The following is a 12,717-nucleotide window of genomic DNA, read 5'->3' on the forward strand; positions in this document are numbered from 1 at the left end:
TTTTTTCATCATTATTTTCAACTATCCTCTAAACGGATTAATGTCCGCAGTAACAAACGGCTCCAATAATAATCAACAGGATGAATAACACAACGATTAACGCAAAACCACTACCGCCACAACCGGCAACCGGATAAGCATATCCACCTTGATAACATGGATCACAGCCATAACCATAGTTCATACCTATCTCTCCTCAAAAAATTATTTATTTACCTTATACTCTATGTCATTCACCTAGAATGTGTTTGTGCATCCGCCCATTTTTATTTCATGAGACTTCTTTACGCATATCTTATGAGGGTCATTCAATGGATCATTTTTATTTTTTGCTTCATTTACCAAAATCATAATATGGGCATTCCTATTCCACCAAAAACTTATCCCATAAAAAAAAGACCGGCATCTTCGCCGGTCTTTCCACTTACAATTATTTTGAAGAGATTTCCAATACTTCTTCCTGCCCTGCCGTCACACTAGTCACGTCTTTTTTCACAAGATCTCCCATGTCATCACCGTTTGTGATGATGATAGGTGTGATGGTGCTTTTCGCTTTTTCTTTTACAAGTTCCAGGTCGTACGTGATCAATGGGTCTCCGATACTCACTTTTGAACCTTCTGAGATATGGGCTTCAAACCCCTCACCGTTCATCGAGACCGTTTCAAGTCCAATATGGATGAGGATTTCAGCGCCGTTTTTCGCTTTGATTCCAACTGCGTGTTTAGTCGGGAAAAGCTGCATGATTTCACCGTCTACTGGTGAAACGACTTTTCCTATCGTCGGATCGATGGCAATTCCATCCCCCATCATTTTTTGTGAAAATACAGGGTCCGGCACTTCTTCAAGCGATTTCACGGTACCTGTTAAAGGTGCTACAGCATTCACCGTTTTAGGTGCTTCTTCTTTTTTGCCAAAAAGCTTTTTAAGCATCAATATTCACCTTCCTCTTCATATTTTTATATACACATATGTAACTCAAAGTAAACATGAAAAGTCTATTTTAGCACATATGTGAATGTTTTCACAGTAATTCATTATGTTAGAATAACTTCTTGTATACCCCGTAGCCTTCCTCTTCCAATTTCTCGACGGGGACAAATCTGAGTGCTGCCGAATTGATACAATACCGGAGTTTTGTAGGACCGGGTCCATCATTGAACACGTGACCCAGATGAGAATCGGCCTCTTTGCTTCTAACTTCCGTCCGGACCATAAAGTGACTTCTATCTTCTTTTTCCGAAACCTCTTCTTCATCGATCGGTTTGGTGAAACTCGGCCAACCGCAGCCGGCATCATATTTGTCCTTCGAGCTGAAAAGTGGTTTACCTGACACGACATCCACATAGATGCCCTCTTCGAACGTATTCCAATACTCATTTCTAAACGGCGGCTCCGTCCCATTATTCTGGGTGACATCATATTGCTCGGGCGTCAGCTTTTTCTTTAAATCATCTTTACTCATTCTTATCCCCCCAATGATTTTCAATGAATGCAACTCTTCCAGATCCCCTGCTGTATCGTTGATAATGACCCGGGTTCTTTTTGTAATAGTCCTGATGGTATTCCTCTGCAGGATAAAATTCCTTGGCAGGTAAAATGTCTGTGGCAATTGGCTTGGAAAAGATCCCTGACTTCCCGAGCCTGTCCTTTGATTCCTCAGCAAGTCTCTTCTGCTCTTCGTCATGGTAAAAAATGACCGTTTTATACGATTGGCCCCTGTCAAAAAACTGACCGCCGGGATCCGTGGGGTCGATTTGCTGCCAGTACAGTTCCAATAACTTTTCGTAAGGAAAAACGGAGGGGTCATATTCGATTTGAACAGCTTCATAGTGCCCTGTCGTTTCTGAACATACTTCTTTATAAGATGGGTTTGGAACGTGTCCCCCTGTGTATCCGGATGTCACACTGCCGATTCCGGGCTGTTCATCAAATGGTTTTACCATGCACCAAAAACATCCTCCGGCAAACGTGGCTTTTTGATACATTTCAGTTTCTGACATGCTCGTCATCCTTTCCATAACATTCTCTTTCACTATTCCCTTTGTATGCGATTTTAACGCATTCCTGTTAAAAAGGGAAAGCAATTAGCTTGAATCAAACCTCACCATGATTAAAAAAAGAGCGCCCACCATAGGGTCACTCTTTTCGTCCTTTATTTAAACTTTCTCTGCTTCCCTATACTTTTCCACTTCTTTCGTTCCAAAGATTCTAACCTCTTATTTCCCCGTCTTTCCATATAAGCGATTTCCCTTTGCAGCTTCTGATAGTGTTCGAGCCTCTCCTCTGAAAGACTTCCTTCTTCAATGGCCATGCGAATCCCGCAGCCTGGTTCATCTTCATGCTGGCAGTCATTGAATCGGCAGTGAAGGGCTAATTCCTCAATGTCATGATATTGTGTGGACAATCCTTCCTGACCCTGCCACAATTGGATTTCTCTCATACCCGGTGTATCAATGATCGCAGCACCATTTTCTAACAGGAACAGTTCCCGATGAGTCGTGGTATGGCGGCCTTTGTCATCGGATTCCCTTATTTCCTTTGTCTTCTGGACATCATCTCCTACAAGGAGATTGGTCAGTGTGGATTTTCCCACTCCTGAAGAACCAACGAGGGCGACGGTTTGCCCCTTATTTAAATAAGGCATCAGGTTCTCTATCCCTTCCCGACTGACGGCGCTTATGGTAACGACTTTCACCCCAAGCAAAGTATTCTCCACTTCTCTTTTCTTTTCTTCTATATCGGAACACGTGTCCGATTTTGTCAGGACGATGACAGGATTTGCACCGCTTTCCCAGCATAGAAGTAAATATCGCTCCATCCGCTTGCTATTGAGATCATCGTTTAATGAAGATAGGATGAAGACTGTATTGATATTCGTGGCGATGATTTGCTCTTCTGCTTCATTTCCTGCTTTTTTCCTCGAGAATTTACTAATCCGTGGCAGTACTTTTTCAATGACCGCCCCTTCCTTGCTTAGGAGTACCCAGTCACCTACTGCGGGTAGATCTTCGCGCTGAATGGTGTCAAACCTGAGTTTCCCTGAAATCTTACTTAACACTTCCCCTGTTCGTGTCATGACCATAAAGGCACCCCTTTGTTCGGTCACAACCCTTCCCAATATAAAACCTTCTTCTGTCAGGTGGTTCATCATTTCAAAAACTGTTTCTCTCGTATTCAACTTGTTTCCTCCCAAAATAAAAAAATCCGTTGCGTGGTTCGACACGTCAACGGATTTTTCACGAAAGAAGAAATGAAAAAAATCAAAGAATCCCGTTTAAAGTGAGTTGACGTGCAGAACCGATATTATACATATTTACATTAGCCTTTTGCTCAATTAATGATAGGTTCATATGACATCACCCACTTTCTCAATTAGTACTTTTATTATCCAATATTTTCATCCGGTTTGCAAGCTATATTTCTGATTTTTATAAAAATAGGTGTTTTCACCATTTTTTCTCCCCGGCATATTCTATTGTGTTAATACTGTTAAGGGAGAGATACGGATGAGCCAACATGATTATTTGACGAAAGCTGCGATGTATGACTTGTTATCCGGTTATTATAAATATTCCGATCCGTCCATGCACGTTCATTACTACCAGAAGCACCTTAAATATATGAGGCTTGCCATGCAGGCGCAGCGTGCTGACATGACAACCTCTACACAGCCTTCGTACGTCCGTGTGTTACATGCCGTCCCTGATGCACCGAATGTTGATGTATATGTGAACGGAAATCGTGTATTACGGGATGTAGCCTTCAAGGATGTGAGCGATTATTTAACTTTACCAGCCGGAAAGTATCATATTGATGTCTATCCTGCAGGTACAAGTGTGACGACAGTCATTAGTAAAAAAGTGAAAATCGATCCAGGAAAGATCTACACTCTGGCAGCTGTTGGAACACTGAATAAAATGCAATTACTTCCTTATCTGGATGATCCAACAGTGCCAAGCGGAGAAACAAAGGTAAAGTTCATTCACCTTTCCCCTGATGCCCCGGCAGTCGATATAGCTGTGAAAGGCGGGGACGTCATATTCCCGGATATATCCTTTAAACAAGCCACCGATTATCTTGGGTTGACTCCAATGACCGTCAATCTCGAAGCAAGGGTCGCCGGAAGTAAAAACAGTGTACTGAGCGTTCCGAATGTGAAACTGAGCCCAAATCAGGCATACACGATCGTTGCCGTTGGATTAGCCAATGGAACACCGGAACTTGAAGCTCTATTGCTGAAAGGATAGAGTCACAGCATAAAAAGGTTTACCATACAAAAAAGGTGACTCCAGAAGGAAGCCACCTTTTTCTTATTGAGCACGGTCGACAGGGACGAGTAGTCTGAAAGAAATATTATCTTCTTTCAAATCAAATTTGTTTGCCCGTACTTTCACATCACTCTTCAGTTTCATGTCTTGCAGTGAGACGTAAATCAATTCATCATTGGGTTGAATCTCTACCCAATCCGGAAAATTATAAGAATCTCTGATCACTTTCAATACATAGTTGACCGGAAGATTCAGTGAACCTACTGAAATGGATTTTTGTTTTAAGAGAATATCCCCATTATCCAACGCCTTCGGTTCAAAACTCAATTTAAAGTCCAGATCTGAAGTAAAAACAGGGACGGATCCCAGTAGTTCAACATCATCCTTGAGCTGAACATCGTAATCCACCGGCCCTTTCATCCCTTCTTCTTCAATATAATGTTCAATGATTAGATTTAAATCTTTCTTGTTGGTCTCTACATTAAATCCAACTTGTTGATCTGTATTATTTTTGTTGTCAGGCAGTGCATCATCCTTTACAGGCATAAAGATCATGGAAACGATGATGACGAATCCAAGTATGATCATTCCTAAAAGGACAAAGAATCCCACCTTCCATTTATTCTTCATGACGGCTGCTCCTCTTCCTCAACAGAATCTTTTCTATCTGTCAATGTAGCTAATGTTTCCCCTTTTGCAAGATCCGTAAACATTCGGTCTGCGATCAGTTTATACCCTTCATCATTGGGATGAAAGTAGTCTTCATACAACAAAGTATCCCCTGCATCAATAAATAAGTCCTCGATTTTCACGAATAACGTCTTATCATAACCCGTCAGTATCTGTATGCTTGCTTCATTCCAATTATGAATCACCTGATTGACTTCATCAATATCCGAAAACCAAGTATTAAAAGGATTATACAGACCGACCAGGACAATGCCTGCATCGGGGTTATAACTTCTGATCGTTTCAATGATCTCTTGTAACCGGAGTTGATATTGTCGTTTCTCCTCCTGGAATACCTCTAACTTCAAGTGTGATAAATTTTCACGAAAAATCTTCATAACATCGTTTCCACCGATGGTGATCATCACTAAATCAGATTCTTTAATGGAAGATTTCACATCTTCCTTCTTCAATCTTTTCAGTAGTTGATCGGTACGGTTTCCCCTTACTCCGTAGTTATGAAACTGGGCATCCTTAACCCCATCCAATGTTTCGAGACTTTTTTCCAGATAAGGAACATACCCACCCTTTTTCGTACTGTCACCGACACCTTGAGTCAATGAATCTCCTATTGAAACCACCTTCAAGTTTTTCGGTATAAATGTTTCATTGGGACTTTCTTTATCCCACTTGGATACTTCCCTTGTAATATGATCAGCAGCATCTTCCAACGAACACCCTGCCAGGAAAAAAACAAAAGCGAGCATGAGAATGGACATTTTCTTCATATGTGTCACCTCGCTTACTCTTTTAATTATTATATCACGGTTCTTCACCTGTAAAACATTAATACACTCATCCATCGGTCATCGCCAATCCTGACGGCTCGGTCCTGATTGTAAAGTAGAAAAAACTTCCTTTATAAATTGTCCGTAATGGAATTGTTTTGCAATTTTATGGATTCGCCATGGTTCCTTATCCGTTGACTTCCTGAAATCCCCGACACTTTGACCAAATGTACAGCCCGTATTGACGGCCACCCGTATCGGCACTTCCTCGAATATCATCTTCCCTCCATCGGCAAGGGCCCACATGGCCACTAGATCATGGAGGGGACTTCCAGTAATATCCGGATACGTCTTCTTATAAAACCCGTAATAATAATCAACCATTGGTTTTATGATCTGGCCAACTTTATCATTTGATTTCAGATAAAATTCGTGAAGTTGATCGATCATTAGGGGAGTTATGAGTGCATACATTGTAACATCCAATGGAATGAGGTGAATTTTCTTCGGGGCAAGCTGAATCAGGATATTCGCGGCATAAGGATCTCCATAGAAATTGGCTTCTGCGGTCGGGGTGACATTCCCAGGAACATTGAAAGCTCCACCCATTACATAAAATTCTTTGACTTTCTTCATCGTTTCCGGGTACAAGATGAAAGCAGTGGCCAATGAGGTCAATCGACCGGCAGAGTAAATATAGAGTTCTCCTGCGTATTGATTGATGAGTTCCTTGATTTCATAGAAATTTTCACTTATGTCGGAAGGGTCGAATGTCATTTCATCCGGGACGATCGGCCCGAGTCCAGCCACCCCATGAACTTCCGGATAGAAATTCGGCCGGGTACCCGTCAAGGCAGAGACTGCACCACCAATAACCGGGATATCGGTTATCCCCGTAATGCTTTGCAGGTACTTTACATTTTTCAATGCAGATTCTCTGGAAACATTCCCATAGTCCGAAACAATCCCAACGACTTCAATCGTATCGCTATAGTAAGCATACAGTACTGCGACGATATCATCGATTCCAAAATCCGAAATCACCAAGACTTTTTTTTTATCAGACAAGCACATACACTTCCCTTCATCAAACATCCTCTAATAAGGAGGAAATGCTGTTGTTCCCGATTCTATTTGAGCCTTTCTTGCCTATTATATTTCTATGATATGTTGGATGTAGTTATGAGGTGGCAAGAATATTCATAAAATCAACCATAACATGGACGAACCCGTGATGGGTACCATGGTACAATACCTATATATCTAAAATGAAAGGTGATTCGAATGAAGAAAAATATCTTTTTGTATTTCACATGTTTGATTGGTTTATTAGGATTACTTGCCGGTTGTTCAAGTGATCAGAATGAAGATACTCATAAGGACCATACTGCGGCAAACGGGGACATCAGGGAAGAAACCGCTTCTGTCGACACCCTCCCCTCATTTCTTGACGATAAGGATGACAATATGAGACTCATCTATTCCTCGGCAGCTAAAAACCCTGAGCTTCTACAATATATTCCTTGTTATTGCGGGTGCGGGGATTCAGCCGGGCACGAAAGCAACCTGAATTGCTTTGTTTATAAAACGGAGGGGGACAAAGTGGTGTGGGACGACCACGGTACCAGATGTGAGCTTTGCTTGAAAATCGCAGCTGAATCCATCGTAAAATATAAAAATGGCGAATCGATCAAGCAAATCAGAACATTCATTGATGAACAGTATAAAGAAGGCTACGCAAAGCCCACCCCGACTCCGATGCCATCCTGATAACAGGCAGCAGGTTTACCTGCTGTCTTTTTCAACAAAGAAAAAGACGAAAGGATCATTTCCCTTCGTCTTTTTTCATTAGTCTGTGTAATACATGAAACCGATGGCCCCGATACCTGTATGTGTACTGATGATAGGTGTTGTCGGTGCGATTTCGATTTGATCGTATCCTGTCTTCTCAATGATCTTGGCTTTCAGGTTTTGAGCGAGATTCATTCCATCCGCATGGACGAGCCCAACTCCCCGTATGGTCTTTCCTTTCACGTCTTCCACAAATTGTGCCGTTAAATACTTCACTACTTGTGAGTGACTTCGAACCTTTGCAACAGGAGTATACTCTGCTCCTTCCAGTGATGCAATCGGCTTGATATTGAGCAGGGAACCGATCATGGCGCGCCCTTTCCCGATTCTCCCACCCTTTACAAGGTTTTCAAGGGTATCCACCACGACAAACAACTTGGTGTTGGAACGGATCTCTTCGATGGCTGCAAGGATTTCATCCATAGACTTTCCTTCTTGAGCAAGTTTGGCGGCTTCAATCACCTGGAAGGCCAAGCCTTTTGAAATGAAACGGGAATCTACTACCGTCACATCTGCTGAAGACATTTCCGCAGCAGACTCTGCCGATCGAACGGTCCCACTCATATTACCGGTCATATGTATGGATAAAACGCGTGATCCATCGTTACCTAATTCATCATACAGTTCAACAAATGACCCTGCAGGCGGTTGAGAACTTTTTGGTAATTCTTTCGAGGCCTTCATTTTTTCTAAGAAGCTCAGAGGTGAAAGATCTACTCTATCTAAGTATGTTTCTCCATCAATTGAAATGGACAGAGGAACCACATGAATATCCAATTCGTTTACGACTTCATCAGATAAATCAACTGTCGAATCTGTTACAATCTTAATTTTGGTCAATTTTGCCACATCCTATCTCCCATATCATTAGTATTATATCGTTAATCGCTGAGGATTTAAATAGATAGTAAGCATTTAACTCATTGGACATGGATTGATATATAAATCCCGGGATAAGCCCCTAACAGAATGGAAGACAATCATATAAAAAGGTCTGATCCATGGGCATCTCTATGCCTCAAGGATCAGAACCCCGCAAAACTTATGCATTATTCTTTAATTCTTCTGATTGATAAATTTCTTCGTACTCTGACCATTTCGTCGTTCTCTTTAAATGTTCTCTAAAGCTGAAGATGGTCTTAGGCCCATGATGATTCATCACTTTAGTGATAAATTGATGCAGCCTGAGATTTACCCTTAGGTAGAGAGGGCTGTCTTTCTTCAATACAGGAACTTCTGAGATTTTGACCTTCCGTCCATACTTTGATTTGAACTCGATGGTTTTGGTAAGCAAAGTATCAATCCTCTTTTTCACCCGTTTATGCCTATATTATACCCTATTTACGCCCGCATAAAATGTCAAACCGTGCAAAAAATGAATATTTTTTATCCTTCAGATGATACCGGAACAATGCATTCGGATGTATCATGTTTAGGAGAGTTCACGTAGGTGGACACCTGGTAACCCTTCATCACTTCACGTGGAAGTGGCTTCAATACGGATGCAGCCTGATCAAAGGAGTATTCATCGGTGTTGAGCCATTTCTCAATATCTTCACTGTTTGTCAGCATCACAGGCATTCTTTCATGTACATCTTCAACCAGAGAATTGGCTTCGGTTGTGAGAATGGTCGATGTGGTGAACTCCCCATTCCTGTCCCATAACCCGGCAAATACAAATGGCTTTTCTTCTTTCAATTGGAACCTTACCGGAATCCTACCTGATTCCTCCTTCTTCCATTCATAAAAACCGTCAGCAAAGATCACCATCCTTCTTGAATGCACAAGGGTTTTAAAACTGGGTTTGACAAGGAGCGTTTCACTACGGGCATTGATCAATGGCTTCCACTTAGAGGCGTCAGCCCAATGGGGAACAAGCCCCCATTTGATTTCACCTGCCCTCCTCTTCCCCTTATGAGAAATAAGGGAAAGGACGTTCTGGGATGGAGCGATATTGTATCTCGGCTGCCAGTCTTCAAGAAATTCATCTATCAAATAGTGTTTTACCAATTCTTCCAAGGGGGTCGTCAAAGAAAATCTACCGCACATATTTGGCACCTCATCATCGTTTCTTTACTTAGGAATATACATCATTCCGCACTCGAATCCAACCATAATACTTTACTCCTTTACTATGTTGATGATTGCACAATAGCTTAAAGAGGATTATCATGAATATATGAAACTCGTTAAGCGATCAATTTGACGATCGTAGAAAGGATGAAACCACTTTGACATATGATTTCGATTTTTCCAATTGGAAAGAAGAAGTTGCGAACGCCATCACCCATGGTATCGGCTTGATTCTCAGCATTCCGGCATTAGTGATGTTAATCATTTTTGCCGTTCACGAAGGATCTGCCTGGCATATTGTCAGCTTCTCGATATTCGGGGCTTCGATGATTCTTCTTTACTTATTTTCGACACTCTTGCACAGCTTTAAGCCTTCTAAGGTGAAAAATCTATTTGCGATATTGGATCATTCGGCCATTTATGTCCTGATCGCAGGAACGTATACGCCATTTATGCTTGTCAGTGTGAGAGGCGCATTAGGATGGACTTTATTTGGGATAGTGTGGGGTCTTGCCATAGTGGGGATCGTTTTCAAGTGTTATTTTGTTCAGCGCTACCAAGTGGTCTCCACCCTCTTCTATCTTGTGATGGGCTGGCTCGTGATCATCGCGATTAAACCACTTTATGCCAGTTTGACAGGGGCTGGATTCGGTCTTCTCTTAACAGGAGGGATCATGTACTCCGTCGGTGCCATCTTCTACGTGTGGAACAAGCTTCCTTATAATCACGCCATCTGGCACCTGTTCGTCCTTGCCGGCAGCGGTTTTATGTATTTCTGTATCTTGTTCTATGTGTAAATTCATCATTTGAACGGATAAAAAGGTCCAGCATATGGCTGGACCTTTTTATTATGATGCGATTCTCATATCGTCCAAGGCAGACTGAATGATTCCTTGAACCTCGATTATTTTCTTTCATAGATCCTGAATTCATAGTCGTAAGGATTCTTCTCGTCCCTGACACCCTTTTCTGATGAGATACAAGTGAATTCTTCCCATGGAATGGCCGGCATGGTCGTATCCCCTTCAAATTCATGATGGATCTGTGTGACATATAGTCTTTCTACATGGGGGATGAACTGTTTATATATTTCCCTTCCCCCCATGATAAAGATTTCTCCGCCTTTTTCTTTAGACCACTCCAGAATTTCCTCAACAGAATGCATGACAAGGCAGCCTTCTTGTTGAAATGCTGTATTTCTGGTCAAAATGACATTTTCACGATTTGGCAGCGGCTTACCGATGGAATCGAATGTCTTTCTCCCCATGATGATGGCATGTCCGTTCGTCGTCTTTTTGAAGAATTTCAGATCCTCAGGCAGTCTCCAAGGTAATCCATTATCTTTTCCGATCAGCTGATTCTGATCCATCGCCCAAATAAACGAGATCATACACTCACGACTCCTTTGATATGCGGATGAGGATCGTATCCTTCCAGTTTGAAATCTTCGAAAGTGAATTGGAATATGTCCTTCACTTCAGGATTGATTACAAGCTTCGGCAACGATTTAGGCTCTCTTGAAAGCTGTAAGTTCACTTGATCTATATGATTCTGATAGATATGCACGTCTCCGAATGTATGGACGAATTCACCTGCTTCCAGATCACAAGCCTGTGCAACCATCATCGTTAAAAGAGCATATGAGGCAATATTAAACGGAACACCAAGGAATACATCGGCTGATCGTTGATATAACTGACAGGATAACTTACCATCTGCCACGTAGAATTGGAACAGGCAGTGACAAGGAGGTAAAGCCATGTGATCCACATCGGCGACATTCCATGCGCTGACGATCATCCTTCTGGAGTCAGGATTATGTTTAATCGTTTCGATGAGGTTTGTGATCTGATCGATCGTTTCACCGTCTGAACCTGACCAAGATCTCCACTGATGCCCGTATACAGGTCCCAATTCACCATTCTCATCTGCCCATTCATTCCAGATACGGACCCCGTTTTCCTGTAGATAGGCTACGTTGGTATCCCCTTTTAAAAACCAAAGCAGTTCATGGATGATGGATTTGACATGCAATTTCTTCGTTGTAAGAAGAGGGAATCCCTCCTGTAAGTCAAAACGCATCTGGTAACCGAACGTGCTGATCGTACCCGTACCCGTCCGGTCCTCTTTCTTTGTCCCATTTTCCAGTACATGTTTGCACAAGTCTAAATACTGCTTCACAGTGACCACACCTTTTACTAGTTTATAGTTCTTTAAAAAATCGATATGTTGCGGGTGCCTTTTCTTTCAGTAGATTCCTAGTTTCGGGATTCAAATAGTACATAGCAAATGTTTCAGCAAAATATTCTTCTTTGTATTGAATGAAATATTCTTCACCCGGGAAAACCCGGGGTGCTTCCCTTTTCCAAAGGGGTAGGAATTCCAGCTCATAATATAGATCCGTCAACACGTACCGATCAATGCTATGGGCGAACTCATGAAGTTCCAGATTATATGAGTTGTGCCCTTTTCCTTTCCCACTATGACCGATCTTTACCAGTACAAGCTTGGAACCACCTATTCCAGGGACATCATCCCACGTGATACTTTTATTAGTGTACCCTCTCGGGGTGACTCCTTTCAAGTGACTTGTGGTAGAAAAATCGGTTAACTTGGTTTGGAATAATCGAATCTTGATATTCTGCGATTCGGCGGACTCCAAGAGCGAGGTCGGAATATGATCCAGTCGTTTGATCATTGCACCGGCCTCTTCTTGATCAAACGTTGATTCTGGTAAGAGGATCATATTTTCCAGTTGCTCACTGGATTGAAGGTTTAGCTGTGTTTTAAGGGGTGAGTGTTTTAAGAGGGTACCATCGTAAGTAGCATTTGAATGGGTCCAGAGAATGACAAGAGTGACTATATTCAGAAGGATGATGAAGGTACGTTTCACATTGATCCCTCCTTTTTCTTATGATCCGACAATGATACAATTATTACTATTTTACCATAATGATAGACCCGATTTCAGAGAGTATTATTTCCATTTCTTAAAATGAACAAAAAAAACGGTTCAACGTCAAATGTTGGGGTGAAGTGAATGTTGCTTCACCCTTATCCAATATGC

General features: G+C 41.9%; 17 protein-coding genes. 3 read left to right on the forward strand and 14 right to left on the reverse strand.

The window, feature by feature from the left end:
- Positions 1–37 precede the first annotated feature (37 nt).
- The 5 genes from BVI01S_RS22345 to rsgA form a co-directional block, all read right to left on the reverse strand.
- On the reverse strand, positions 38–184 hold the full coding sequence (locus BVI01S_RS22345; protein ID WP_079531961.1) for a YjcZ family sporulation protein: 147 nt from the start codon (positions 182–184) through the stop codon (positions 38–40).
- Between the two features lie 246 nt (positions 185–430).
- Complete coding sequence (locus BVI01S_RS21005; RefSeq protein WP_061811461.1) at positions 431–931, reverse strand: PTS sugar transporter subunit IIA; 501 nt, start codon at positions 929–931, stop codon at positions 431–433.
- Positions 932–1,040: 109 nt separating this feature from the next.
- The gene (gene msrB, locus BVI01S_RS21010; RefSeq protein WP_061811462.1) at positions 1,041–1,463 is read right to left on the reverse strand and encodes a peptide-methionine (R)-S-oxide reductase MsrB; all 423 of its coding nucleotides are present in this window, start codon (positions 1,461–1,463) and stop codon (positions 1,041–1,043) included.
- A complete protein-coding gene (gene msrA / locus BVI01S_RS21015) occupies positions 1,456–2,001 on the reverse strand; it encodes a peptide-methionine (S)-S-oxide reductase MsrA (RefSeq protein WP_061811465.1) in 546 nt (181 codons plus the stop codon). Before msrA ends, msrB begins: the two co-directional genes overlap by 8 nt.
- Before the next feature lie 152 nt (positions 2,002–2,153).
- Positions 2,154–3,179: a ribosome small subunit-dependent GTPase A gene (rsgA, locus tag BVI01S_RS21020; RefSeq protein WP_244886967.1), complete on the reverse strand. Its 1,026-nt coding sequence runs from the start codon at positions 3,177–3,179 to the stop codon at positions 2,154–2,156.
- Between the two features lie 328 nt (positions 3,180–3,507).
- On the opposite strand from rsgA, the gene BVI01S_RS21025 reads away from it, so the two are divergent.
- The gene (locus tag BVI01S_RS21025; protein ID WP_061811463.1) at positions 3,508–4,248 is read left to right on the forward strand and encodes a DUF4397 domain-containing protein; all 741 of its coding nucleotides are present in this window, start codon (positions 3,508–3,510) and stop codon (positions 4,246–4,248) included.
- A 63-nt stretch (positions 4,249–4,311) separates the two neighbouring features.
- Here BVI01S_RS21025 and BVI01S_RS21030 read toward each other — a convergent pair whose 3' ends face one another.
- From BVI01S_RS21030 to BVI01S_RS21040, 3 genes are all read right to left on the reverse strand, one after another.
- Entirely contained in the window at positions 4,312–4,899 is a 588-nt protein-coding gene (locus BVI01S_RS21030) for a YpmS family protein (protein WP_061811464.1), read from the reverse strand.
- The gene (locus BVI01S_RS21035) at positions 4,896–5,726 is read right to left on the reverse strand and encodes an SGNH/GDSL hydrolase family protein (protein ID WP_034758592.1); all 831 of its coding nucleotides are present in this window, start codon (positions 5,724–5,726) and stop codon (positions 4,896–4,898) included. Before BVI01S_RS21035 ends, BVI01S_RS21030 begins: the two co-directional genes overlap by 4 nt.
- Before the next feature lie 78 nt (positions 5,727–5,804).
- Positions 5,805–6,794: a nucleoside hydrolase gene (locus tag BVI01S_RS21040; RefSeq protein WP_229592484.1), complete on the reverse strand. Its 990-nt coding sequence runs from the start codon at positions 6,792–6,794 to the stop codon at positions 5,805–5,807.
- 216 nt (positions 6,795–7,010) lie between these two features.
- On the opposite strand from BVI01S_RS21040, the gene BVI01S_RS21045 reads away from it, so the two are divergent.
- A complete protein-coding gene (locus BVI01S_RS21045; RefSeq protein WP_034758586.1) occupies positions 7,011–7,496 on the forward strand; it encodes a PCYCGC motif-containing (lipo)protein in 486 nt (161 codons plus the stop codon).
- A gap of 78 nt (positions 7,497–7,574) precedes the next feature.
- On the opposite strand, the gene BVI01S_RS21050 is transcribed toward BVI01S_RS21045, so the two are convergent.
- The 3 genes from BVI01S_RS21050 to BVI01S_RS21060 form a co-directional block, all read right to left on the reverse strand.
- Positions 7,575–8,417, reverse strand: coding sequence for a DegV family protein (locus BVI01S_RS21050; protein ID WP_061811467.1), 843 nt, complete (start codon positions 8,415–8,417; stop codon positions 7,575–7,577).
- A 202-nt stretch (positions 8,418–8,619) separates the two neighbouring features.
- A complete protein-coding gene (locus BVI01S_RS21055; protein ID WP_034758584.1) occupies positions 8,620–8,871 on the reverse strand; it encodes a DUF2535 family protein in 252 nt (83 codons plus the stop codon).
- Positions 8,872–8,963: 92 nt separating this feature from the next.
- Positions 8,964–9,626 (reverse strand): SOS response-associated peptidase, encoded by a 663-nt coding sequence (locus tag BVI01S_RS21060; RefSeq protein WP_034758581.1) that lies wholly within the window; start codon positions 9,624–9,626, stop codon positions 8,964–8,966.
- Positions 9,627–9,808: 182 nt separating this feature from the next.
- Between BVI01S_RS21060 and trhA the strand changes: the two genes are divergently transcribed.
- Positions 9,809–10,447 carry a PAQR family membrane homeostasis protein TrhA gene (gene trhA / locus BVI01S_RS21065; protein WP_034758579.1) on the forward strand — a complete coding sequence of 213 codons (639 nt, stop codon included), beginning with the start codon at positions 9,809–9,811 and terminating at the stop codon, positions 10,445–10,447.
- A gap of 107 nt (positions 10,448–10,554) precedes the next feature.
- On the opposite strand, the gene BVI01S_RS21070 is transcribed toward trhA, so the two are convergent.
- From BVI01S_RS21070 to BVI01S_RS21080, 3 genes are read right to left on the reverse strand one after another with little or no spacing between them, the layout of a single operon-like run.
- The gene (locus BVI01S_RS21070; RefSeq protein ID WP_034758576.1) at positions 10,555–11,040 is read right to left on the reverse strand and encodes a dihydrofolate reductase; all 486 of its coding nucleotides are present in this window, start codon (positions 11,038–11,040) and stop codon (positions 10,555–10,557) included.
- Positions 11,037–11,831, reverse strand: coding sequence for a thymidylate synthase (locus tag BVI01S_RS21075; RefSeq protein ID WP_034758574.1), 795 nt, complete (start codon positions 11,829–11,831; stop codon positions 11,037–11,039). The genes BVI01S_RS21070 and BVI01S_RS21075 overlap by 4 nt, the downstream gene beginning before the upstream one ends.
- 22 nt (positions 11,832–11,853) lie before the next feature.
- Complete coding sequence (locus BVI01S_RS21080; RefSeq protein WP_034758572.1) at positions 11,854–12,543, reverse strand: anthrax toxin lethal factor-related metalloendopeptidase; 690 nt, start codon at positions 12,541–12,543, stop codon at positions 11,854–11,856.
- Positions 12,544–12,717: the final 174 nt, after the last annotated feature.

The sequence above is a fragment of the Rossellomorea vietnamensis NBRC 101237 genome (genome assembly GCF_001591825.1).
Taxonomy (GTDB): Bacteria; Bacillota; Bacilli; order Bacillales; family Bacillaceae_B; genus Rossellomorea; species Rossellomorea vietnamensis.